The organism is Thermus sp. NEB1569 (assembly GCF_022385295.1).
In the GTDB taxonomy this organism is placed as follows: Bacteria; Deinococcota; Deinococci; order Deinococcales; family Thermaceae; genus Thermus; species Thermus scotoductus.
Map to the genome: position 1 here is coordinate 323735 of NZ_CP092445.1, position 22787 is coordinate 346521.

At 65.6% G+C, this 22787-nt stretch carries 21 protein-coding genes; 11 read left to right on the top strand and 10 right to left on the bottom strand.

Features of this window, described 5'->3' with window-relative positions; translation table 11 throughout:
• Window positions 1–48 precede the first annotated feature (48 nt).
• The 9 genes from MI302_RS02270 to MI302_RS02310 all read left to right on the top strand — a co-directional run bounded on the left by MI302_RS02270 (window position 49) and on the right by MI302_RS02310 (window position 5301).
• Entirely contained in the window at window positions 49–708 is a 660-nt protein-coding gene (locus MI302_RS02270) for an HAD family hydrolase (RefSeq protein ID WP_126170440.1), read from the top strand.
• Window positions 705–1070, top strand: a complete 366-nt coding sequence (locus MI302_RS02275; RefSeq protein ID WP_239726079.1) for a carboxymuconolactone decarboxylase family protein — start codon at window positions 705–707, stop codon at window positions 1068–1070. Before MI302_RS02270 ends, MI302_RS02275 begins: the two co-directional genes overlap by 4 nt.
• Window positions 1042–1719, top strand: a complete 678-nt coding sequence (locus MI302_RS02280; protein ID WP_239726080.1) for a uroporphyrinogen-III synthase — start codon at window positions 1042–1044, stop codon at window positions 1717–1719. Before MI302_RS02275 ends, MI302_RS02280 begins: the two co-directional genes overlap by 29 nt.
• Window positions 1720–1772: 53 nt before the next feature.
• The gene (gene hemA / locus MI302_RS02285) at window positions 1773–2951 is read left to right on the top strand and encodes a glutamyl-tRNA reductase (RefSeq protein ID WP_239726081.1); all 1179 of its coding nucleotides are present in this window, start codon (window positions 1773–1775) and stop codon (window positions 2949–2951) included.
• Window positions 2948–3700, top strand: a complete 753-nt coding sequence (gene ccsA / locus MI302_RS02290; protein ID WP_126170437.1) for a cytochrome c biogenesis protein CcsA — start codon at window positions 2948–2950, stop codon at window positions 3698–3700. The genes hemA and ccsA overlap by 4 nt, the downstream gene beginning before the upstream one ends.
• A gap of 66 nt (window positions 3701–3766) precedes the next feature.
• The gene (locus MI302_RS02295) at window positions 3767–4294 is read left to right on the top strand and encodes a hypothetical protein (protein WP_126187936.1); all 528 of its coding nucleotides are present in this window, start codon (window positions 3767–3769) and stop codon (window positions 4292–4294) included.
• A gap of 1 nt (window position 4295) precedes the next feature.
• Window positions 4296–4667 carry a hypothetical protein gene (locus MI302_RS02300; protein WP_054392177.1) on the top strand — a complete coding sequence of 124 codons (372 nt, stop codon included), beginning with the start codon at window positions 4296–4298 and terminating at the stop codon, window positions 4665–4667.
• Window positions 4664–4936 (top strand): hypothetical protein, encoded by a 273-nt coding sequence (locus tag MI302_RS02305; RefSeq protein ID WP_239726082.1) that lies wholly within the window; start codon window positions 4664–4666, stop codon window positions 4934–4936. The genes MI302_RS02300 and MI302_RS02305 overlap by 4 nt, the downstream gene beginning before the upstream one ends.
• Complete coding sequence (locus tag MI302_RS02310) at window positions 4930–5301, top strand: DUF2089 domain-containing protein (protein WP_019550848.1); 372 nt, start codon at window positions 4930–4932, stop codon at window positions 5299–5301. The genes MI302_RS02305 and MI302_RS02310 overlap by 7 nt, the downstream gene beginning before the upstream one ends.
• Here MI302_RS02310 and MI302_RS02315 read toward each other — a convergent pair.
• From MI302_RS02315 to MI302_RS02340, 6 genes are read right to left on the bottom strand one after another with little or no spacing between them, the layout of a single operon-like run.
• Window positions 5255–6661: a cell wall metabolism sensor histidine kinase WalK gene (locus MI302_RS02315; RefSeq protein ID WP_239726083.1), complete on the bottom strand. Its 1407-nt coding sequence runs from the start codon at window positions 6659–6661 to the stop codon at window positions 5255–5257. The two genes, MI302_RS02310 and MI302_RS02315, sit on opposite strands and share 47 nt — an antisense overlap.
• On the bottom strand, window positions 6661–7335 hold the full coding sequence (locus MI302_RS02320) for a response regulator transcription factor (protein ID WP_126201055.1): 675 nt from the start codon (window positions 7333–7335) through the stop codon (window positions 6661–6663). Before MI302_RS02320 ends, MI302_RS02315 begins: the two co-directional genes overlap by 1 nt.
• A 33-nt stretch (window positions 7336–7368) precedes the next feature.
• A complete protein-coding gene (locus tag MI302_RS02325; protein ID WP_239726084.1) occupies window positions 7369–7986 on the bottom strand; it encodes a hemolysin III family protein in 618 nt (205 codons plus the stop codon).
• A 25-nt stretch (window positions 7987–8011) separates the two neighbouring features.
• Window positions 8012–10408 (bottom strand): phosphoenolpyruvate synthase, encoded by a 2397-nt coding sequence (ppsA, locus tag MI302_RS02330; RefSeq protein WP_239726085.1) that lies wholly within the window; start codon window positions 10406–10408, stop codon window positions 8012–8014.
• 14 nt (window positions 10409–10422) lie between these two features.
• Complete coding sequence (locus MI302_RS02335) at window positions 10423–11331, bottom strand: MoxR family ATPase (protein ID WP_239726086.1); 909 nt, start codon at window positions 11329–11331, stop codon at window positions 10423–10425.
• Window positions 11332–11343: 12 nt separating this feature from the next.
• Window positions 11344–13344, bottom strand: a complete 2001-nt coding sequence (locus MI302_RS02340; RefSeq protein WP_126164592.1) for an elongation factor G — start codon at window positions 13342–13344, stop codon at window positions 11344–11346.
• A gap of 47 nt (window positions 13345–13391) precedes the next feature.
• Here MI302_RS02340 and MI302_RS02345 point away from each other — a divergent pair, with 47 nt between their 5' ends.
• On the top strand, window positions 13392–13778 hold the full coding sequence (locus MI302_RS02345; protein ID WP_019550842.1) for a Mov34/MPN/PAD-1 family protein: 387 nt from the start codon (window positions 13392–13394) through the stop codon (window positions 13776–13778).
• Here the strand turns inward: MI302_RS02345 and MI302_RS02350 are convergent.
• From MI302_RS02350 to MI302_RS02365, 4 genes are all read right to left on the bottom strand, one after another.
• On the bottom strand, window positions 13775–14254 hold the full coding sequence (locus MI302_RS02350) for a flavin reductase family protein (RefSeq protein ID WP_239726087.1): 480 nt from the start codon (window positions 14252–14254) through the stop codon (window positions 13775–13777). The two genes, MI302_RS02345 and MI302_RS02350, sit on opposite strands and share 4 nt — an antisense overlap.
• A gap of 13 nt (window positions 14255–14267) precedes the next feature.
• The gene (locus MI302_RS02355) at window positions 14268–15062 is read right to left on the bottom strand and encodes an inositol monophosphatase family protein (protein WP_219759656.1); all 795 of its coding nucleotides are present in this window, start codon (window positions 15060–15062) and stop codon (window positions 14268–14270) included.
• Window positions 15063–15069: 7 nt separating this feature from the next.
• Window positions 15070–15681 carry a phosphoribosylanthranilate isomerase gene (locus MI302_RS02360; RefSeq protein WP_239726494.1) on the bottom strand — a complete coding sequence of 204 codons (612 nt, stop codon included), beginning with the start codon at window positions 15679–15681 and terminating at the stop codon, window positions 15070–15072.
• A 156-nt stretch (window positions 15682–15837) separates the two neighbouring features.
• Window positions 15838–21321 (bottom strand): LAGLIDADG family homing endonuclease, encoded by a 5484-nt coding sequence (locus MI302_RS02365; RefSeq protein ID WP_239726088.1) that lies wholly within the window; start codon window positions 21319–21321, stop codon window positions 15838–15840.
• Window positions 21322–21473: 152 nt separating this feature from the next.
• On the opposite strand from MI302_RS02365, the gene MI302_RS02370 reads away from it, so the two are divergent.
• The gene (locus tag MI302_RS02370; protein WP_054392181.1) at window positions 21474–22778 is read left to right on the top strand and encodes a MiaB/RimO family radical SAM methylthiotransferase; all 1305 of its coding nucleotides are present in this window, start codon (window positions 21474–21476) and stop codon (window positions 22776–22778) included.
• The last annotated feature ends 9 nt before the right edge of the window (window positions 22779–22787 follow it).

Below are 22787 nucleotides of genomic sequence, written 5' to 3' on the forward strand. Positions count from 1 at the left end.
GGGTAAGGACGAAGCTTCCCCCATAACCCTCGGTATAAACTTAAGACCATGGTCCGGGCTGTTCTCTTTGATGTGGGCAACACCCTGATCCTGGCAAGTCCCCGGTTTTGGCTCCTGCCTTTTTTGGAGGAACGGGGCCTTAAGCCCAGGAGGGATCCCAAGGCGGCGGCCTTGGCGGCTTTTCGCTTCTATGAGGACCATCATCTAGAGGCCCGGGATCTGGAAACCGCCTTGGGGCTTTGGCGGGAGTTCCACCGGAGGCTCTTTACAGGGATGGGCCTCGAGGAGCACGCCGAGGCCTTGAGCCGGGAGCTGGTGGAGAACTGGAAGAACCCCCGCTTTTGGCCCGTAACCCCGGGGGCCAAGGAAACCCTGCAAAGGCTAAAGGAACAAGGTTATGCCCTGGCGGTGGTGTCCAACTGGGATGCCACCCTGCCGGAGATCCTCGAGGTGGTGGGCTTAAGGCCCTACTTCCAGCACCTTTCGGTGAGCGCCCTTTCCGGGGTGGCCAAGCCCGACCCCAGGCTCTTTCAGGAGGCGCTAGACGCCTTGGGCGTGCCGCCAGAGGAGGCGGTGCACGTGGGGGATTCGGAAGCGGATCTGGTGGGGGCCAAGGAAGCCGGGGTTAGGCCCCTTCTCTTTGACCCCCTGGGGGAGACCCCTGGGGCCCTCCACCGGCTGGAGGGGGTGCTAGACTACCTGCCATGAGCGTGCGGCAGGCCATCTGGGGGGAGAAGCAAGGGGCCATTGAGGCAAGCCTGAAGGAGGTGGACGAGGATCTTTTCCGCTACATCCGGGACTTCGCCTACGAGGAGGTCCTGGCCCGGCCAGGGTTGGACCTCAAAACCCGGGAACTCCTGGCCATCACCGCCCTGATCGCCCTGGGTAGCCCCAAGGAGCTGGCCACCCATCTGGAGGGGGCTTTGCGGGTAGGCGCCACCGAGGAGGAGGTGCGGGAAACCATCCTGCAGTCCGCCCTTTTCTTGGGGTTTCCCCAAGCCTTGGCGGCCATGAAGCTCTTCCATAAGGTGCTGAAAGGTCGTGATTCTGCTTACCCGCGGGAAGGATAAGGGGCTATTGGACCGGCTCCGCGCCTTGGGGATTGAGGCGGCGGAGGTGGCCCTTTTGGAGCAGGTGGACCTGCCGGGCCTCGAGGTCCTTCCCGGAAGACTCCTCCAGGCGGACTGGGTGGCGGTCACCTCCAAAGAAGGGGCTAAGAGGCTCCTTTGGGCCTGGGAAAAGGCGGGAAGGCCCCTTCTCAAGGTGGCGGCGGTGGGGGAAGGGACGGGGGAGGTGCTGCGCCAGGGGGGCCTATCCCCTGCCTTTGTCCCTCCCCGGGCCACGGCCAAGGACCTGGCGGCAACCTTTCCCCCAGCCCAAAGGGTGCTCTTCGTGGCGGGGGATCTGGCGGGGAAGGATTTGGAGGAAGGCCTCGAGGCCCGGGGGGTGGCGGTGGAGCGAGTGGAGGTGTACGCTACCCGGGAGAGGGAGCTTTCCCCTGAGGAGCTGGCTCTTTTGGAAAGGGCCCAGGTGGTGGCCTTCTTCAGCCCAAGCGCCGCCAGGGCCTACGCCTTAAAGACCCCTAGGAGGCCCAAGGCGGCCTGCATCGGCCCCAGCACGGCCGAGGAGGCGGGGAGGCTTGGTTTTCTCCCTTACGAGGCGGAACGCCCGGGCCTCGAGGGCCTCTATGGGGCCATCCTTCGGGCCTTGGGGGGGTAGGGGGGGGTAGGGCATATGCCCCTATCCCCATGGCGTATACTGTGGGGCAGCCTATGGCCCTGCCCCTCTACCTGGTGGGCCTTTCCCATAAGACCGCCCCGGTGGGGGTGCGGGAAAGGGTAGCCTTGGACCCCGTGGCGGGCCTACCCGCCGCCCTGGCGGTCCTGGGCAAGGCGGTGGTGCTCTCCACCTGCAACCGCACGGAAATCTACGGGGTGGGTAGCCCCAAGGAGGCCAAAGCCCTCCTGCTTTCCCGGGGGGTGGAAGCCCGCCACCTCTACCAGAAGGAGGGAATAGAGGCCCTGCGGCACCTCTTTCGGGTGGCGGCGGGCCTGGACTCCTTGGTGGTAGGGGAGGCCCAGATCCTGGGGCAGGTGCGGGAGGCCCTCTTCCTGGCCCGGAAATATGGGGCCACGGAAAGCCTATTGGAGAAGGCCTTCCAGTCCGCCATCGCCCTCGGCAAGCGGGCTCGGAGCGAAACCGGCATCGGGGCGGGAGCAGTGAGCGTGGCCTACGCGGCCTTGGAGATGGCCCTGGCGGTGTACGGGGACCTTACCGGCCTTGCGGTGGCCGTGTTGGGGGCAGGGGAGATGGCGGAGCTTTTCCTTACCCACCTGAAAGCCCAGGGGGTGGGGAGGGTCTTGGTGGTGAACCGCACCGTGGACAGGGCCAAGGCCCTGGCGGAGCGGTTTGGAGGGGAGGCCTATGGCCTTTTGGCCCTTCCCCAGGTCCTGCGCCAGGCGGACCTGGTGGTGGCCTCGGCTGCTGCCCCCCACTACCTGGTGCGCCCGGAGGACCTGCCGAGGCGGTCCAAGCCCCTTTTCCTCATCGACATCGCCCTGCCCCGGAACATCGACCCCCGGGTGGGCCGCCTGCCCCAGGCCTACCTGTACAACCTGGACGACCTCAAGCGGGTGGTGGAGAAGAACCTCAAGGCCCGCCAGGGCGAGGTGCCCAAGGTGGAGGTCCTCATAGAGGGAGCCATTGGGGACTACCTGGAGTGGTATGCGGGCCACCGGGTGCGGGAGGCCATACGGGCCCTGAAGGGCCTGGCCTATAAGGAGGTGGTGCGGGAGTACCCGGAGGCCGATCCCCTTACCTGGCACAAGGAGGCGGGGCGCAGGGCCCATCCCTGGATTCTGGCCGTAAAGGCCCGGACCCAGGAGTTTTTCCAGGGTCCTCCCTGCCCTGGGGAGTGCCCGCTTCTGGCCTTCCGTCCCCCACGGCTATGACCGCGGTTTCCCTGCTGGCCCTGGTGGGGGTTCTCCTCCTGGCGGTGGGGTTGTTCTGGCCTCGAGGGCTTTTCCTCGGGGCCTTTCTGTACCTGGGGGCCGCCTTGGCCGATGCCTTCGCCAAGGGGTTTTTCTCGGGTCCAGCCCAGCCCGCCTTGGTCCTGGGGGGGCTTTTGGCCTTGCGGGGGGAGAGTTTGTTGCTTCGGCCAAGGCTTACCCCTCTCCGCCGCTACTTGGTTCTCCTGGCCATGCTCCTTGGCCTCTTTGCCCTCAAGGCCCTGCCCCATCCGGGGGGAAGCCTGCCCCTCCTCCTTACCCTGGTGCACGCCGGGGCCTTCCTGGTGGCCTACCTGGCCCTGGCGGTGGGGGTGGGGGCAGGGGTGATGTGCGCCATGCAGGACCTGCGCCTAAGGTCGGTGCCGGAAAAAGCCCTGCTTTCCGCCCCCCTTTGGAGCCTGAGGCGGCTGGAGCAGGGCTACCTTCGGGTGGGGTACCTGGCCACCACCTTGGGCCTGACCAGCGGCATGGCCTGGGCCTGGGGGTATTTCGGTAGCCCTTTGGTCCTGGATCCCAAGGAGATCTCCGTGCTCCTGGGCTGGCTGGGCCTCACCCTTTACTTCCTTCTCGAGGAGAGGCTTCAGGGCTACCCGCGCATGGCCTTGCTCCTACTGGCCTATGCTCTTTTGCTCTTCGCCTTCATCGGCGCTCCTTTCCTGGGTTCCCGCCATCCTTCGGGCCTGGGGTTTTAGATATGGAAACCTCAACTTGACAGATTTGGAACAACGGGTTTATAATCCTTCACAAGGAGGTGAAGGATGTGGAGCCCATGGTGGGACCCGGGGGCGGGGAAGAGGAGGCACGAGGAGCTCCTTTTGGAGGCGGAGGGTGGAGGGGTAGTCCTGGAGGGCGGGATCCCGGTCTATCGGGTTTCCCTGGGCGAGGGGAGGCTTAGGGTTCCCGAGGGGGCCGAGGTTTTGCTTTTGGCCAAGGGAAGCCACGTGGAGCTTGCCGGGGTGCTCCTCAAGGGCCGGGCCCTAGGGGCCAACCTGGAAGGGGATGGGCTTTTGGGCCTGGACCTGGCCCTTTCGGGAGGCAACCTGGAAGCAGGCCTTTTCCTTCGGGATGGAGAGCACCGCCTGGAGGTGCGGGCGGGCAACGCCGAGCTCCGCTTTCTGCCGGGTTCGGACCTGGAGGTGGAGGCCCAGGTGCGCCTGGGGGGCCTCGAGGTGGCGGGACCTTGGCGGCAGGTGGCGGCCCATGGCGGGCGGCGCTGGTCCCTGGGAGAGGGGAAGGCCAAGCTCGGGGCCAGGGTGGCCATGGGGAATCTGGAACTGGAGGCATAAGATGGAGGAAAAACGGCGTATTCTGGAAATGGTGCGTTCCGGCGAGATTGGGGTAGAGGAGGCCCTGGCCCTGCTTCAGGCGGTGGAGGAACCCAGGCCCCGGGCGCAGATTCCTGCCAGGCTCCTCAGGGTGCGGATCCAGGCCCACGACAAGGGGAAGCCGGTTCGGGTCCACGTGAACCTTCCCCTGGCCTTGGCGGAGCTTTTGGAGAAGTTCCTGCCCGAAGAGGCCAAGCTCACCCTGGAGGACCGGGGGGTGCATTTGAAGGACCTCTTGCGCCTGGTGCGGGAGGGGGTGCCCGAGGGGAAACTGGTGGAGATCGAGGCGGAGGAGGAGGGCAATCCGGTGCAGGTGCTGGTGGAGGTGGTGTGAGGCCAGCTTGGCCCCCTTTGCGCCCCAGGTTCCTCTACCTTCGGGTGCGGGGGCCTTTCCCCCTGCCCCTGGTCTTCCCCCTTCCCCTTTGCGCCCTGGAGTGGGGTTTGCTCCTGGCCCTCTGGGTGTGGAAAACCCGGGCCCTTTTCCGGGGAGGAACGCCTATTCCCTTGCCTCTTGGTGCCCTTTGGACCTTTAGGGTGTTGCCGCCTTTAACCCTGCTGGAGGTGGAGGCGGGGGAAGTAGAGATCAAGGTGGGGCTATGGTGATGAAACCCGTTCCCGTGCGGTGCCCGGCCTGCGAGGCTCCTTTGGCGGTGAAGGTCCTCTTTTGCCCCTCTTGCGGCACCGAGGTGCACGGCCGCTTCCAGCTGAACGAGTTCGCCCTCCTTTCCAAGGACCACCTGGACTTCCTGCGGCTTTTCGTGAAGGCCCGGGGCAACCTGAAGGAGGTGGAGAGGATCCTAGGGGTTTCCTACCCCACGGTGCGGGCGCGGCTGGACGCTCTCCTCAAGGCCCTGGGCTACGAGGCCGCAGAGGAAGGGGAAGACAGGCTTGAGGTGTTGGAGGCTTTGCGCCGGGGGGAGATCAGCGTGGAGGAGGCGGTGGCGCGGCTGAAGGAAGGGAGAAGCTGAAGGCCGTTCCCTTGCCCACCTCGCTTTCCACCCAGATCTCCCCCCCGTGGGCCTCGAGGATGGCCTTGACGATGGCCAGGCCCAGCCCTGACCCCCCCCGCTCCCGGTCCCGGGCCTTGTCCACCCGGTAGAAGCGCTCAAAGATGCGGGGGAGGTGTTCCTGGGGAATACCTTCCCCGTCGTCCTCCACCCGCACCACCACCCGCCCTTCCACCCCGAAGGCCTTGAGGGTAATCCTTTGCGCCTTGGCCTTGATGGCGTTGGTCACCAGGTTGGCCAGGACCTGGTGGAGGCGGTAGGGGTCTCCCAGGAGGTAGAGGCCGGGGTCGGCCTCCACCCGGATTTCCCCCGCAAACCCGGGGGCGAACTCCTCCCGGATCTCCTCCAGGAGGTCCAAGACCCTTAGGGGCACGGGCTCTATGCGCCAGGTGCCGCTTTGGGAAAGCTCCAGGAGGTCTGAGACCAGCTTTCCCATACGTTCTGCTTCTCGTTTTACGATCTCCAGGCTTTCCCTTTGGGCCTCGGTGAGGGGGGTGCGGCGGAGGAGGTAGCCCACATGGCCCAGGATGGCGGTGATGGGGGTCCTGAGCTCATGGGAGGCATCCTGCAGGAAACGGGTCTGGGCCAGAAAAGCCTCCTGCATTCGGGAGAGCATCCCATTCAGGGCCCGCACCAGGGTGGCCACCTCGTCCCGCCCCTCGGGTTCGGGCAGGGGTTCGGGGCGGGTGGTGATGGCCTCGGCCCGCCGGGCCACCCATTCCAGGGGTTCCAGGGCCCGGGCCACCAGGCTCCTGGCCAGGAGGATGGAGAGGAGAAGCACCAAAAGTGCCGTACCCGCATAGATGCGGGCGAACTGGGAGAGGGTGCTTTCCAGGCTTTCCACGGGCTTCCCCACCAAGAGGGCTCCCTGCCACACGGTTCCCCCCAGGTTGACCTCCACCCGGCGGGCGTAGACCAGAAGCTTTAAGGGGGGTCCTTCCCGCGGCAGCTCGGCGTAGGCCCAGGCCTCGCCCCGCTCCAGAAGGGTGCGGTAGTCTGCCTCCTTTAGGAGAAGGCGCTGGCTTCCTAAGGCGGGGCTTTTCTGGAGGCTAATCCCCCCTTCCTGGGCCAGGAGGGCAGGGTTCTCCTCGGGGATGAGGACGAGTTCCGCATAGAGGCTTGCAGGTAGGCCGGCTTCCAGAAGCGCTTGTCCCCCCAGGTTGAGCAGGCGGGCCACCTGGTTGCTGGCTTCCTGGAGCTCCTGGCGCAGGGAGCGGTAGAGGAAGTTTCTTAATAGCCCTTCCAGGGCAAGCCCCAGGACCAAAAGGGTTACCAAAAGAAGGCCTGCGGTGAGGAAGGTTATGCGGGAGCGCAGGGTCATTAGTCTTCGCGGAGCACATAGCCCACGCCCCGCACCGTGTGGATGAGGCGGCGCTCCCCGCCCGCCTCCAGCTTCTTGCGCAGGTAGCCGATGTAGACATCCACCACGTTGCTACCTCCCTGGTAGCCGGGCCAGACCTTCTCCTCAATCTCGTAGCGGCTGAAGACCTTGCCCGGATTTTTGGCCAGGAGCTCTAGGAGCTCAAACTCCTTGTTGGAGAGCTCTATCCGGCGCCCCCCCCGGAAAACCTCCCGGCCTTCGAGGTTGATGATGAGGTCCGCCACCCGGATCTCCCCGGTGATGGCGGGGCTCACCCGGCGCAGGTGGGCCCGCACCCGGGCCAGGAGCTCCTCTATGGAAAAGGGCTTCACCAGGTAGTCGTCGGCCCCGGCGTCCAGGCCCTCCACCTTGTCCTCGATGCGGTCCTTGGCGGTGAGGATCAGGATGGGCACGTTGGAGGTCTTGCGGATGCGCTTGGCCACCTCGATCCCGTCCATGACGGGAAGCATCAGGTCCAGGATCACCAGGTTGGGGTTCACCTCCCGGAAGCGAGAAAGGCCGGTGATGCCGTCGTAGGCCACCTCGGTGCGGTAGCCCTCGGCTTGCAGTTCCAGCTCGATGAAGCGGGCGATGTCCTTTTCGTCCTCCACGATCAGGATAAGGGGAGGTTCCATACCCTCCAGGATACTCACTTTCTCATGAGAAAGCTAGGTGTACAGGCTTAGGACCCCCAGGTACATAAAAAGGCTTCCCACGAGGACCAGGAGATGCCACAGGCCGTGAAACCCCACTTTCCCCGGCCAGGGGTCAGGCTTCTTTCTCGCATACACCCAGGCTCCCAGGGTGTAGAAGGCCCCGGAGAGGGCCATGAGGGCAAAGGTGGAAAGGGGCAGGTGGAGCTTGGGGAGAAAGAAGACGGAAAGCCAACCCAGGGCCAGGTAGGCCAGGGTGTAGAGCCACCGGGGTGCCCTGAGGAAGAAGAGGCGGAAGCCCACCCCCAGGAGGGCCAGGCTCCACACCAGGCCCAGGGCGAAGGGTTTCCAGCTTTCCTGAAGGCCCTCCACCAGAAAGGGGGTGTAGCTTCCGGCGATGAAGAGGAAGATGGCCGCATGGTCCAGCCGCCTGAGCCAGGCCAGGGCCCGATCCCCCACCCGCAGGGCGTGGTAAAGGGTGCTGGCACCGAACATGAAGGCCATGGTGAGCCCGAAGATGAGGAGAGCGGGCCAGACCTCCCTGGGGGCGAGGAGAAGGAGGAAGGCGCTTCCCAAAAGGGCTAGGGGCACCCCCAGGGCATGGCTTAGGGCGTTAAAGGGTTCGCGGACCATGCCCCAGCGTACCCTGACTTGGGCTTCAGGCACCAGAGTCCAGGGCGGCTTCGATCTCCGCCACCTTCTTCACCGTGCGCAGGAGGGCGTCGGGGTTGAGGCTTAGGGAGTCGATGCCCTTGGCCACCAAGAAGGCGGCGAACTCGGGGTAGTCGGAAGGAGCCTGGCCGCAGATGCCCACCTTTTTCCCCTTAGCATGGGCCTTCTCGATCAGCATGGCGCAAAGGGCCTTGACCGTTTCCCTCCTTTCATCGAAGAGCCAGGCCACCCTTTCCGAGTCCCGGTCCAGGCCTAAAGCCAGCTGGGTAAGGTCGTTGGAGCCGATGGAAAACCCGTCAAAGAGCTCGGCGAAGGCCTCAGCCTCGAGGACATTGGAGGGAATCTCCGCCATCACGTAAACCTCGAGGCCCTCCTCTCCCCGTTTCAAGCCTCCCTCCGCCATCACCTCCAAAACCCTGGCCCCCTCCTCGGGGGTGCGGCAGAAGGGCACCATCACCATGAGGTTCTTGAGGCCCATCTCCTCCCGCACCTTCTTGACCGCCGTCACCTCGAGGAGGAAGCCCTCCTTGTAGTCGGGGTGGTAGTAGCGGCTCGCCCCCCGCCAGCCCAGCATGGGGTTTTCCTCCTTGGGCTCAAAGAGGTGCCCCCCGATGAGGCGGGCGTACTCGTTGGTCTTGAAATCGGAGAAGCGGAGGATCACGGGCCTGGGGTAAAAGGCCGCGGCGATGAGGCCGATCCCCTGGGCCAGGGTGTCCACGAAGTAGGCTCGTTTGTCGGGGTAGGCCTCGGTGAGCTCCTCCACCTGGCGCTGCACCTCCTTGGGCAGGGTGGCAAAGCGGGTTAAGGCCAAGGGATGGATGCGCACGTGGCTGGCGAAGACGAACTCCATGCGCAATAGCCCCACACCGTCCGTGAGCAGGAGGCTTACCCTTAGGGCCTCCTCCGGGGTACCCACGTTGACCAGGATCCGGGTGCGGGTCCTGGGGAGGGTTTCCGGGCGCACCTCCTCCACCTCAAAGGCCAGGGCCCCGCGGTAGACGCGCCCCACCTCCCCCTCAGCGCAGGAGACCGTGACCTCTTCCCCCTCGGGAATGAGCCGGGTGGCCCCCACCGCCCCCACCACCGCCGGTACCCCCAGCTCCCGGGCCACGATGGCGGCGTGGGAAGTGCGCCCACCCCGTTCGGTGACGATGGCCGCTGCCCGCTTCATGATGGGCTCCCAGTCGGGGTTGGTGGTTTCCGTGACCAGGACCTCACCCTCCTGGAAGCGATCCATCTCCCTGGGATCCTTAAGCACCCGGGCCCTTCCCGTGGCGATGGCTTCCCCCACCGCCAGGCCCTCGGCCAGGACCTCGCCCCTTTCCAAAAGGCGGTAGATGCGGAGCACCGGGGCCTTCTGGGAGTGCACGGTTTCGGGCCGGGCCTGCAGGATGAAAAGCTCCCCCGTGGGCCCGTCCTTGGCCCACTCGATGTCCATGGGGGTGGGAGTTCCCCGCTTCCCGCTGTAATGCTCCTCAATCTTGATGGACCAGTCGGCCAGGAGGAGGGCCTCGTCGTCGGACAGGGCGAACTGCTTGCGAAGGTAAGGCGGGGTGGGGCGGTTTCTCAGCCGGCCCTCCTTGGGGTCAAAGGCCAGGGTAAGCTCCTTGGGGCCCAGTTTCTTGTGGACCAGGGCCCGGTAGCCGGCTTTGAGGGTTTCCTTGTGCACGTAGTAGGCGTCGGGTCCCACCCGCCCTTGGACGATGTTCTCCCCCAGGCCGTAGATGGCGGTGATGTAGACGAAGCCCCGGTGGCCGGTGTCGGGGTCCAGGGTGAAGATCACCCCGCTTGTGGCGGTGTCCGCCCGCACCATGCGCTGCACCCCCACGGAGAGGGCCACCTTCAGGTGGTCAAAGCCCATGTGGGCCCGGTAGCTGATGGCCCGGGCGGTGAAGAGGCTGGCCATGGCCCGCTTCACATGGAGGAGGAGTTCCTCCTCCCCTTGCACGTAGAGGTAGCTTTCCTGTTGCCCGGCGAAGCTGGCGGTGGGGAGGTCCTCGGCGGTGGCGCTGCTGCGCACGGCCACAGGGAGGGCTTCCTCCCCGGCTTCCTGGGAAAGCGTTCGGTAGGCCTGGCGGATCTCCTCCTCCAGGTCCTCGGGATATTCCCCCTTCAGGATCAGGTTTCTCAGGCGGCGGCTTGCCCTTTGCAAGGCCAGGAGGTTGTCGGGATCCAGGTCCTTTAGCTCCTGGGCGATGGCCTCCTTGAGGCCGTTGGCCTCGAGGAAATACCAGTAGGCCTCGCTGGTGGTGGCAAACCCCCCGGGGACCTTCACCCCCAAAGGGGAAAGTTCCCGGATCATCTCCCCGAGGGAGGCGTTTTTACCCCCCACCAAAGGCACATCCTCCAGGCCCACCTCGTGAAAAAACCGGATCCAGCGCATACCTTGCCTCCTTCCTAGGGGATGCCCCCCTTCTTGAGAAGCTCCTTCAGGATTCCCTCGGCGCTTTCCCCCCCGTAAAGGGCCTCCTCCGTGAGGAAAAGCCGGTGGGGAAGGGCCAGGAAGGCAGCGTCCTTTAGTTCCTTCCAGTCCACCAGGGGCTTGGCCCTGAGGTAGGCCAGGGCCCGGGCCAGGGACAGCCAGGCCTTGGCCCCGCGGGGGGAGAGGCCCATGCGCAGGCGGCCATCCTCCTGCGTGAGAAAAGCCACGTGGGTGATGGCCTCGAGGGCCTCCCTGGCCACCCTGACCCCCCGCACCTCCTCCTGGGCCTTAGGGAAGTCCACCCCCAGGGGTTCGGGAATCCGGGGTTCCTCCGTGAGAATCCTGAGCCACACCTCCCGCCTGGGGGGGCGGAAGGGGATTTTGGCGGTGAAGCGGTCCAGCTGGGCCTCTGGGAGAGGGTAGGTGCCCTCAAGCTCTAAAGGGTTTTGCGTGGCCACCACGAAGAAGGGCTCGGGCAGGGGGTAGCGCACCCCTCCTGCGGTCACGGCCCGTTCCTGCATGGCCTCGAGGAGGGCCGACTGCACCTTGGGCGGGGCCCGGTTGATCTCGTCCGCCAGGACCACCTGGGCGAAGAGGGGACCTTTCACGAACTCAAACCGCCCCTCCCTAAACACCTCGCTTCCCGTGAGGTCCTGGGGCAGGAGGTCGGGGGTGAACTGGATGCGCTTGTAGCTGAGGCCGCTTCCCTTGGTGAAGCCCTCCGCCAGAAGGGTTTTTCCCAGGCCCGGAACACCTTCCAAAAGGGCGTGCCCCCGGGCCAGCAGGGTGGCCAGAAGGGCCTCTATGGCCTCTTCCTGGCCGAAGAGGACCTCCTGCAGGGCCTCCCGGAGCCGGGCAAGCGCTTGAAGGGGGGTTTCCGCCATGGCCTCCAAGGCTTAGGTTTCCTCGGCGCTCTTGCGCTCCTGCACGATCTTCTGCGCCAGGTGGGGGGGCACCTCCGCGTAGTGGCTGAACTCCAGGGTGTAGGCCCCTGCCCCCCCGGTGAGGCTGGGCAGGGCTTTGTAGTACTCCAAAACTTCCGCCAGGGGCACCTCGGCCCGCACCGCCGCCAGGGCCCCTTCCTGCTCCATGCCCAGGATGCGTCCCCGCCTTGCCTGGAGGTCGGAGAGGATATCCCCCACCCGCTCCTGGGGGGCGATCACCTTGATCTGGTAGATGGGCTCCAGAAGAACCGGGCTTGCCAGCTCCATCACCTTCTTGAAGGCCATGCTGGCGGCGATCTGGAAGGCGAGGTCCGAGGAGTCCACCTCGTGGTAGGAGCCGTTATAGACGATGGCCTTGAAGCCCATCACCGGATAGCCCGCCAGGACCCCCTTTTTGGCCGCCTCGAGGATCCCCTCCTCAATGGCCTCCTGGTACTTGCTGGGGATCACCCCCCCGGTGATGCGCCATTCAAAGCTGTACTCGGGGGCGGGTTCCAGCCTCAGCCACACATCCCCGTACTGGCCGTGCCCCCCGGTCTGCTTCTTGTACTTGCCCTGTCCCTCGGCCACCTTGCGGATGGTTTCCCGGTAGGGGACCTTGGGCACGGAGAACTCCACCTCCACCCCGTAGTCGGCCAGGCGCTCCTTGGCGGTGGTGAGGTGAAGCTCCCCGTGTCCCCAAAGCAGGAACTCCCCCGTCTCCTCCTGGCGCTCCAGCTTGAGGCTTGGGTCCTCCTCCAGAAGCTTCCTCAGGGCCTCCCCCAGCTTGGCCTCGTCGGTCCTGCCCTTGGGCCGGATGGCCACGGGCACGTTGGGCTCGGGCAGGCGGGCGAAGGGTACCGCCTCGCTTTCCGGCCGTTCCCCCTGCCAGAGCACCATGCCCCGGTGGAGGTTTTCCGCCTTGGGCACGCCCAGGACATACCCTGCCTCCGCCTCCTCCACCTCCAGGAGGTCCTTGCCCATGGGCACGTAGAGGTGGGGTAGGCGGATGGCGCCCGCTTCGCTTTGGAGGGTATCCCCTGGCTTCAGCCTGCCCCGGTAAAGGCGCACGTAGGCTACCTGGCCCATGAAGGGGTCCACCTGCACCTTGAAGACCTTGGCCAGGGCGGGGCCTTCCCCAAAGCGTTCCTCCGGGGAAGGGAGGGCCTCCAGGATCAGGTCCAAGAGGGGCAGGACCCCGATGCCTTCCGTGCCCGAGGCCAGGGCCACCGGGTAGAGGAGGCCCTGGCGCACCGCCTCGTGGAAGGCTTTTTCCAGGGCCTCCCCGGTCACCTCTTCCCCCTCCAGGTACTTTTCCAGAAGGGCTTCGTCGGTTTCCACGATGGCCTCGAGGACCTCCTGGCGGAAGCGCTCGGCCCGCTCCCGCTCCTCCTCGGGCACGGGGACCTCCACCTCCTGCCCGTTCTCGTACCGGTAAGCCTTGCCGTGGAAGACGTCGATGAGCCCCACCCAGCGCCCGCCTTCGAAAAGGGGCAGGTCGATGGGCAGGATGTGCCCCAGGGTGGCCCGGAGGTCCTCCAGAAGGGCGTAGTAGTCCCCGCCCTTGTCCAGCTTGGTGACCACCACCATGCGGGGAAGAGCAAGCCGCTCGGCCACGGTCCAGGCCCTTTCCGTGCCCACCTGCACCCCGTTTTCCGCGGATACGGCCACCAAGACGGCGTCGGCGGCCTCCAAAGCCCCCCTGATCTCCCCCACGAAATCCCCGTAGCCGGGGGCGTCCAGGAGGAAGATGCGGTGGTCCTTGTACTTCAGGGGGGCCACCCCGGTGCGCACCGTGGTGCGGTGGAGCTTGGCCTCGGGGGTGTAGTCGGTGGTGGTGGTGCCGTCCTCCACCCGGCCCATGCGTTCCTTGGCTCCCGTTCGGAAAAGCAGGGCCTCCGTGAGGGTGGTTTTTCCGCTTCCCGCATGGCCCACCAGGGCCACGGTTCGGATGGGAGAGGTTCCTGGGATCATCTTCCCTCCTTCTTGGTGCCCATAGTATAGGCCTAAGGAGGGGGCGATTGTCCCAAGTGCTCTACGTGCCCAGGAGGCTTCTGGAGGAAACCCGCACCCACCTCCAAAAGGAGGCGCCCAGGGAAGGGGTGGGGCTTTGGGCGGGGAGGCGGGAGGTGGAGAGGGTGATTCCCCTGCCCAACGCCCATCCCGAGCCTCTGGTGGGATATCTGGCCGAGCCCTTGGCCCTGCTTCGGGCCCTAAAGGAGATGGAAAGGGAGGGTCTAGCCCTCCTGGCCATCTACCACTCCCATCCTCGGGGGCCTGCCTTCCCCAGCCCCACCGATATCCGCGAGGCCCGCTGGCGGGTGCCCTATGTCATCTTCGGCACCGATGGGGTCAGGGCTTTCCTTCTACCGGAAGGGCTGGAGGTACCCGTGGCCTTGCTGCCCTAGCCCCCGTAGAACCAGCCCGTGTCCCACATGATGAGGGGCTTGGCCTCCTGCCTCACCCCGGCCTCCACCACCTCAGCCACCACCACGCTGTGGTCCCCGCCCTCGTAGATGTGGCGCACCTCGGCCTCGAGCCAGTAGGGAAGCTCGGTGAGGAGGGGAAGGCCAAAGGTGGGGGAGGGTTCAAAGGGATGGCCGTTCAGGGTGCTCCCTTCCCGCACCGTGGGTTTGAAGAAGTCCTGGGCGATCTGCTTCTGGTCCTGGGCCAGGGTCATGAGGGCCAGCCTGCCCGTGCGCTGGATAAGCTCATGCAGGCGGCTATCCCGCTTAACCCCCAGGGCGACGAGGGGAGGGGTGAAGGAGGCCTGGGTCACCCAGTTCACGGTGCCGGCGGCGTAGTCCTCCCCGTCCTTGGCTGTGAGGATGTAAAGGCCATAGGTGAAGCTCCGCAGGACTTTCTTCTTGGCCTCGAGGTCCATACCAGCTTCCATTCTAGCCCTGGGCCAGGAGGGTTTGGATGAGGGCCTCATGGATGTGGCCGTTGGTGGCCACGATGTAGCGGTGCCCAAGGCGGTAGGGCCTTCCTTCCAGGTCGGTGACCTTGCCCCCCGCCTCCTCCACGATGAGCCAGCCTGCGGCCACGTCCCAGGGGTTCAGCTTCACCTCCCAGAAGCCCTCCAGCCTCCCGGCAGCCACATACACCAGGTCCAAGGCCGCCGCCCCCGGCCGGCGCACCAGGAGTCCCCTGGACAGGGCCCGGTGAAAGTAGGTGAGGTTTTCCGGGTCCTTGGCCACATCGTAGGGAAACCCCGTGGCGAGGAGGCTACCCAAAAGCTCCTTCCGCTCCGTGACCCGGATGGGCCGGCCGTTTAGGAAGGCGCCTTCCCCCCGTACCGCGTAAAAGGCCTCGTCCCGGCTGGTGTCCAGCACCACCCCCACCTGGATCTTCCCTTCCACCTCGAGGGCAAGGGAAACCCCATAGAAGGGAAAGCCATGGGCGTAGTTCACGGTGCCGTCCAGGGGGTCCACGATGAAGCGGAGGGCCTTGCCCCCCTCGCTTCCCCCCTCTTCCCCCAAAAAGCCCGCCTCGGGGAAGCGGGAGAGGAGAAGTTCCTTGATGGCTTCCTCCGACTCCCGGTCCGCCTGGGTCACCAGGTCGGTGGGGCCGGATTTGGTTCCGTGGGTGAAGCCCTTGGCCTGGTAATAGGCGTGGATGCCCTTGGCCAGGTGGGCGGCTTCCAGCATGGCCTCGAGGTAGGGGAAGTAGGGATGCTTCCTGCCAATCACTTCCCCATCATACGTCGGGATTCCAGGCTCTTCCTTTAGTGAAAAGGGCTTTTAGCTTCGCCTCGTCCTTTATCCCCGGGGCCCTTTCCACCCCGCTGGCCAGGTCGATGGCGTAGGGCCTCAGGGCCAGAACCTCCTCCAGGTTTTCGGGGGTTATCCCACCCGCCAGGATGATGCGCTTTCCCGTTTGCAAAAGGGGTTTGGCCCAGTCCCTGGGGTAGGTTTGGCCGCTTCCTGGAGCCTTGCTATCCAGCAGAAGGGTGCCTGCGGGGTACTGGGCCCAGCCGGGATCCGCAGGACCGGTTAGGGGAAAGGCCTTGATGACGGGAAAGTGCTTGCCGATGGCCTCGGCCCACTCCGGAGGCTCCTGGCCATGCAGCTGGACCACCTGGAGCCTGGCCTGTTCCGCAAGCCTCAGCACCTCCTCGGGGCCTTGGTTTTGGAAGACCCCCACCCGAACCACAAAGGGGCCCAAAGCCTCCGAGATGGTCCGGGCCACCTCGAGGTCCACCCGCCTTCTGGAGCCCGGAGCAAAGACGAATCCCACGGCGAAGGCCCCCAGGGCTTCCGCCAGAAGGGCGTCCTCCAGCCGGGTGATGCCGCAGATCTTGATGCGGATCAAGGGAGAACCCTCCTCCCTTTGTCCTCCTGGATCACCCCTGTTTCCAAAAGGTAAGGGTGCTTCTCCCAGGTGAAGCGCCGGGGCTGGACCATGCCTTTAGTTTAAGGGCCCCACCAGGGCGGCTGGTGGGGCCTGGACACCCTTACCTGAGGTCTAACCGCACTTGGAGTAGCCGCAGGCCTGGCATTTGTAGCATCCTTCCTCCCGCACCAGGGCCACCTCCCCACAGGAGGGGCACTTGGTGGCTCCCGCCAGGGCCAGGCCGCCTTGGGGCCCCCATACCCCGAGCGAACCGCCAGAGAGAGCGGGTACCTCGGTCAACTCGTCAAGGTAGCCCCCACGGGGCTGACCAGGGACTGCCTTGGCAGCGGTGGCCTCCCCCTTCAGGACCTCGGGGATGGTTTCCAGGGCCACGGCGATCAGGTCCGCCTTGCTGGAAACCAGCCTGCCCTGGTAGGTGCCGTAAAGACCGCCGTTGATGCCCCTTAGGGTCCTCACGATGGCCTCCGCAGGCACCCCGTACTGGAGGGCGATGGAAACCACCCGGCCCAGGGCCTCGGAGTCGGCGTTGGCCTCGTCCCCTGCCTTGCCCGAGGTGAGGATGACCTCTATGGGCCTTCCCCCCAGCATGTTCACCGTGACCAGGAAGCTCCGCTTGCCCCCGTCGGGGGAGAGGAGCTTGACCATGTCGGTAAAGCCCATGAGCCTGCCCGGGCGCTCGTACATGGGGGTGCCCGGTTGAGGCGCTGGCGAGGGGGCCTGGGGAGCAGGGCGGGAAGCCAAGGGAGCTTCTTCCTTGTCCTCCTCTGCCTTCTTCTCCTCTTTCCTCACCGTGAGCACCTGGAACTCCCGGGAGCCGTCCCGGTAGACGGTGATGCCCTTGCACCCCGTGCGGTAGGCCTCCAGGTAGGCTTCCTCTACCTCCTCCACGGTGGCGTGGTTGGGCAGATTGATCGTTTTGGAGAGCGAGTTGGCAGCGTACCCTTCGGCGTCGAAGGCTCGCTGCACGGCTCCTTGCATCCGCACGTGGTCCAGGGGATGGATGTCGTGGGCGCACTCGAAGACCCGGCGAATCGCCTCGGGGACAAAGGGAAGGTTCTTGACCGAGCCGTGCCCGTCCTCCTGGATGGCGGCGATGATCTTCTCCCAGTCCCACTTTCCGTCCTTCTCGTAATCGGGATGGGGCGGGTAGGTCTCCATCAGCTCCACGAAGAGGGGGTGGAGGAGGGGCTTGTACTCTCCGCCGATCCGCCGCCACACGAAGGGGCTGAAGACGGGCTCGATGCCGCTAGAAACCCCCATGACCATGCTGGTGGTGCCGGTGGGGGCCACGGTGAGGAGGGCCACGTTGCGCCTGGGCCTGATTCCCAGGGCCTCAAAGTACTCCTGGTGCGCCTCGTAGAGGGGAAAGACCCCCCTTTCCTTTGCCAGGGCCTCCGAGGCCTTGATGGCCTCCTCCCGCACGGCGGACATGATCTCGTAGACCTTCTCCCTGGCCTCCTCGGAGGAGTAGGGGAGGCCCATCTTGATGAGGGCGTCCGCCAGGCCCATGACCCCGAGGCCAAGCCTCCTGAGCTTCTTGGCCGCCTCCTCGTTATCGGGGAGGGCGAACCTGTTCACGTCCAGAACGTTGTCCAGGAAGCGGATGGCTGTGTGGACATCCCTCCTGAACTCCTCCATCTGGAACTCCCCGTCCTGCACGTAGGCGGCGAGGTTAAGGGCGCCGAGATCGCAAGGTTCGCCCACGGTGAGCGGGATTTCCCCGCAATTGTGAGCTACAACGCCGTTTGCGATGAGGCTATGGCTTGCGGGTTCCGTAAGGTCGAAGACCGGGGCCTTCCCTGCAGGCTCCACGCTTTCCACCGTGGCCAGGAAGGGCTTGGTGTAGCTCCCCCGCTTCCTTCCCTGCAGGAAGGAAAGAAGCTTGGCCTGCTTCTCCTCCTGCAGGAAGCCTATGACCTCGGCAAACCGGTCCCGGTTTTTGCCTCCCAGGATGAGCTCGTACTGGGGGGCTACAGGGGACACCTTGCGGCCACCCTTGCCGTCGGGTAGGGCCTTGGTGCCCGCTTCCCGGCGCTTATGGATCTTTCCAAAGATCCCCAGGTTGAGGAGGAGGAGCTGGACGTCCTGGAGGAGGCCCAGGCTGGAGGAGGCCAGGCGAACGGTGGCGTCCTGTTTCTTCTCGTTTACCTGCACCGAGCCGTCGGCGCTGAAGAGGCCTTGGAGGAAGCCCACCACGGCTTCCCTGGGGGCACGGAAGAGGCTTTCCGGGACCCGTTTCTCCGTGGCCTTGGCGACCTTAACCCCTAGGGCCTGGAAGAACTCCGCGGGGATGCGGTTGAAGTGGAGGTGGAAGGTGTTAGAGGGGGTTTCCTGGAGGCTTCCTCCGCCGAACCAGTCCCGGAGAAGGTCAGGAAGCCAGCTGAGGGCGGCGAAGTCCTTGCGGGAGAAGTAGAAGCCCACCCCATCTTCCCGCAGGTAGCCGTCCCCTAAAAGCCAGCCTAGGGCTATCCCGAGCTCCCGGCTCCAATGGGTGGGGAGGTTGTGGTACTTTTCCCGGACGTCCGCCCGGCCTTTTCCTCCCCGTCCCCCTGCGGTGGCCACCCGCTCCCGGGCCACGGCCAGGGCAGGGGCGGGCAGGGTGTCCTCCTTGGGGAAAAGCCCCTCGCCGCTTTGCACCAGGACCTTGTCCCCCGGCTTCAGGCTCCCCGCCTCCTTGTACCCCCTCGGAGTCAGGAGGAGGTGGTCCGGGGTGAGGGTGAGCTCTAGCCCCTCCCGGGTGCGGAGGCGAACTACGGGCTTCACCCCGGTGAAGAAGGCCTGGGTTGCTTTTCTCACTACCGCACCCTTACCTGAGGCAGGCCGCCCCATCCCTCCAAGGGGGGCCCGGGCGTCCGTGACCAGGTAGAAGCTACCCCCTTCCTGGGCAAGCTCCTCGATGGGGACGAGGCCCCTTTCCGTGGGGATGCGGGTGGAGCCCACGAAGCAGGGGTTGGTGGAGCGGATCTGGTACCTGGGCCCGAGGCCCTTGAGGGCGGAAAGCTCGTTGATGCGGTCCACGAAGATAAGCCCTGGCTCCCCGGTGGCCCAGGCGTGCCAGGCGATCTCGTGCCAGAGCCAGCGGGCGGGAACCTTGCCCCCGAAAAGGGGGATGGGTTTGGCCCCATCCTCCCGCTCCGGCAGGGTAGGGATCTGGCCCGTGTAGGTGCTTCCTAGGGGATGGGGGTAGTACTTTCCCGGCACCTCAATGGGGGTCACGGGCCAGAGGGCGTCCTCCTCGAGGGCCTTCATGAAGGCTTCGGTGACCAGGACGGAGATGTTGAAGGTGGAGATATCCCCCTCGGCCTTTTCCCGGTCCAGGTCCTTGGCGGTGAGGAAGTCCAGGAGGTCGGGGTGCTCTATGGAAAGGGTAGCCATCCCCGCCCCGCGGCGGGTGTTGTGGCTCACCAGCCCGTTGGCGAGATAGGTGTGGTTCCCCTCCACGGAGAGGTCCAGGGTCAGGATCGCCCCGCCGGGCTCCACGGAGCGTACCCGGACGTAGTACTCGTTGAAGGAGAATTCCGGAAGAAGGGAACCGACGAAGGGGTCCTCTCGCAGGGAAAGGTAGCTTGTTGCCGTCAGGTTGCGCTCGCCCCGGATGTAGCGAAGAAGGGTTTTACGAATGCCCGTGTGCTCCGAAGGGGAACCCTTGCGCCCTTTAAAGGTGGCCGAAAAGGCCGGTTGGAGCAGGCCCTGGACATGGGGGAAGGGCCAGGAAGACTCCCGCCTCGTATCCGGCTTGGAGGCGTATAGCGCCTCAAAGCGGGAGCCCTTGGGTACCCCGATCCTCTCCAGGTAGCGCTCCAAGCCCTTAGCCGTCATTACCCGCACCCGGTAGTGCTCTCGCTTGGAGAATCGGCCCGGTAGAGGGTTGTAGCGCACAAGCTTAGCCGGGATGCCGAGGCCGCCGAGGGCGACCAGGACGTCGTGGGCAAGCCGCTTTGAGGCGGTGGTGAGCAGGGGGTAACCTGCCGTGATGGCCCCGTCTGCCTCAAAGAGGCCCCGAAGGAAGGCGGCAAGGACGGGACGGGGGCTTTGGCGGATGGCCCTAGGGACCTCCAGCTCCTGAGCCTTCCCCTTAAGAAGGCCGTTTTTCCTGAGCCAGGTGACCAGGGGACGGCTCCGGACCACCAAGGTGACGCTCCGGTCCCCCGGCTTCCGTTCTTCCCGGAGCTCTAACCCGAAAAGCTCGCGGAAGAGGCGCTTGGCCTCTTCCCGCATGGGCTCCTCCTCGTGGACGGAGAAACCGATCCGGTCCCCGCTCACGAAACCCTCCCCGAAGAAGAACCCCAGGAGGAAGGCCAGGTCCTCGGTGAGCACCTCCGGGGTGCGGATGGGGGTGGCGTTGGGGTGGAAGGCTTCATCCAGTGGGGCGAGCTGGACCGGGGTCCCAGTGTGCTCGTCCAGTACCCAGATCACCCAATCCCCCGGCTTGAGGTCCTGGAGTTCCACCCAGGACCGGGTGCCGTCTTCCCGGAGAACTTTGAGCTTGTGGTTGGGGGTTCCTTGGACCTCGAGGCCGTTTTCTAGGGTAACTTTCAGGGTTTCGGCAATGCCGTTGTTGTACCCCTCCGGGCTTCGCCGCCAACCCTCGTCCGTGGCCACGCTTAGGGCGTGGGGCTGCCAGCCCCGGAGAAAGGGGTCCACGATCTCCCGAAGGCGCAGGGTACCCCTATCGGTGTGGACTAGGGTGTCGGGGTGCAAGCACCCCCCCTGCCTCACCACCCGAAGCACCGGGGCGTACACATACCGTAAGGTGGCCACGGGCCCGGCTTCCTCCCCTCCCAGGGCGGCCCACTCCAGGAAGTTGTCGAAGATCTCCATAAGGAAGCTCACCGGGCCGGAGCTGGTACCCCCGGAGCCCCGGATGGGGGCTCCTTCAGGCCGGAGGAGGGAGAAGTCCACGTGGGGCTCGAGGCCCTTCAGGGCCAAGGCGGCTGCCGCCTTGGCGGCTTCCACAATGCCCCCCATGTCGTCGGGTACCTGGATGGCCCCGGGAGGGGGTTCCTGGACCACCAGGACCCCGTAGCGTTCCGCCAGGTCCCTAAGTTCAGGGGAAACCTCCCCGTAGACCGCCCGCACGAAGTTCTTCAGGGCGATCTCCTCCTTTTCCCCTTCCGGGTTGGTGGGGGGGCGCATGAGGCCCCGGATGAAGTCGGCCACGTCGGGGTGGCGGGCGGAAAGATAGGCCACGCCCCGCACCGCCTGGCGCTGGCGGTTCCCCTTGGAGCGGTAGGGGTCCAGGTTGACCCCGTTCCCCCCGCCCACCTTGGTGACCAGGGCCAGCTTTTTGGCCACCTCCATGATTCCATTGAAGCTTTCCGGGGGGTTCTCCGTGGCCCCCTGCACGAAGCAGTTCAGGAGGTTGCCGTGGGGGGTGCCTGCCCCGGCCAGGATGCGCCCGCCGGGGGAGAAGCGCTTGGAGGCCATGAGGTCATAGAACTTTTCCTCCCAGTAGACCCGGTCCTCGGGTTTTTCCACCTTGGCGATCTCCCGGGCCACCCGGCGGAACATCCCGAGAATATCCCCGTCCCCTTCCTGGAAATACTGGCGCCTGGCGATGGCTTGCGCGTGATCGTCAAAGAAATACCGTTCCATAAATCCTCCAGGCCCCCTCGGGGGGTTTCCCCCACATCTTGGGGCAGACGCCTGGAATACTACAACCTTTGGGGTTTTCCCGGCAAGTGGGGTCGGTCACACTCTGCTTGCGGTTGTTGACTAAGCCCCCTTAGCCTACCAGAATGGGAAGGATGCGCGCGGCTTTCCGCACCCTCGGGTGCAAGGTGAACCAGGTGGAAACCGAGGCCCTGCTGGGTTTCCTCAAGGCCCTGGAGCCGGAGGTGGTTCCCCTCGAGGCGGGGGCCGACCTGGTGGTCATCAACACCTGCGCCGTGACCACCACCGCCGAGGCCGATGCCCGCAAGGAGATCCGCCGGGCCAGGCGGGCCAACCCAGGGGCCTTCATCGTGGTCACGGGGTGTTACGCCGAGCTCTCCCCGGAGGAGGTGCGGGAGCTGGGTGCCGACGCCGTGGTGCCCAACTCCCGCAAGGCGGAGCTTCCCAAGGTGATCCTGGAGCATTTCGGGCTTCCCTCGGATCCCATCACCACCCCCCCCAACGAGTTCTGGGGGGCGGGGGAGAGGGGGCTTCTCAATAGCCGGGTCCGGGCTTTTTTGAAGGTGCAGGATGGCTGCCAGGTGGGCTGCGCCTACTGCATCATCCCCCGGCTAAGGGGCAAGGAACGGCATCGGGATTACCGGGATGCTTTGGCGGAGGCGGAGGCCCTTCTGAGGATGGGCATAAAGGAGATCGTGCTCACGGGGGTGCGGCTTGGAAGCTACCGGGGCCATCCCAGGGGCCTTGCCGGCCTGGTGGAGGACCTCTACCACCTGGGGGCCAAGGTGCGGCTTTCCTCCATCGAACCCGAGGACACGGGGGAGGACCTCCTTAGGGTCATCGCCCGGTATGCCCCTGGGGTCAGGCCCCACCTGCACCTTTCCCTGCAGACGGGTTCGGACCGCCTCCTAAGGCTCATGGGACGCCGCTACGACAAGGCCTATTACCGCAACCTGGTGCAGAGGGCCTACGAGCTCATCCCCGGCTTCGCCCTCACCACGGATGTCATCGCCGGGCTTCCCACGGAAACCGAGGAGGAGCACCAGGAAACCCTGACCTTTCTGGAGGAGCTAAGGCCCACCCGGGTTCACGCCTTCACCTATACCCCCCGTCCCAAGACCCGGGCGGCCTCCATGCCCCAGGTGCCGCCGGAGGTGCGCAAGCGGCGCACCAAGGAGATCATCGCTTTGGCCCAGCGTCTTGCGGAGGAGCGCATCAGGCCCAAGCTGGGAAGCCAGGTGGAGGTGTTGGTGGAGAGGATCCAGGGGGGCCTTGCCCTCGGCCACACCCCCGACTACTACGAGGCCCGCCTTTCCGGTTCTGCCCGGCCGGGGGATACGGTTTTGGCGCGGGTGGAGGGAGCGGAGGGATACACCCTTTTGGGCCGGGTGGAAAGGGTGGAGGAGGCTTTGCTTCCCTTGGAACTCCCCATAAGGTAGACTTTTTCC